1 protein-coding gene is annotated in these 222 nt (G+C 59.9%); it reads right to left on the bottom strand.

Annotated elements, in window-relative coordinates; genetic code table 11:
• Window positions 1-222 (bottom strand): hypothetical protein (locus tag QUB11_RS27345; RefSeq protein ID WP_333392114.1); only part of this gene is annotated, 222 nt, incomplete at both ends.

Below are 222 nucleotides of genomic sequence, written 5' to 3'. Positions count from 1 at the left end.
ATCGACCCGTCGGGGTCGCTTCCTCCCAATCCTGTCACTAACTGGCTGCTGTTGGGCGCGAGGCTGGAGTTGGCATTCTTGGCAACTGGCGGTTGGTTGTCAGTTGGTGTTGTGGGAGTCGGTGTGGGAGTTGGTGTTGTGGGAGTCGGTGTGGGAGTTGGTGTTGTGGGAGTCGGTGTGGGAGTCGGTGTGGGAGTTGGTGTTGTGGGAGTCGGTGTGGGA

The sequence above is a fragment of the Microcoleus sp. B6-A1 genome, from assembly GCF_036705085.1.
Lineage (GTDB): Bacteria > Cyanobacteriota > Cyanobacteriia > Cyanobacteriales > Microcoleaceae > Microcoleus.
Note: the sequence above shows the minus strand (reverse complement) of the source record. Positions and strands in the feature narration are given on the sequence as shown.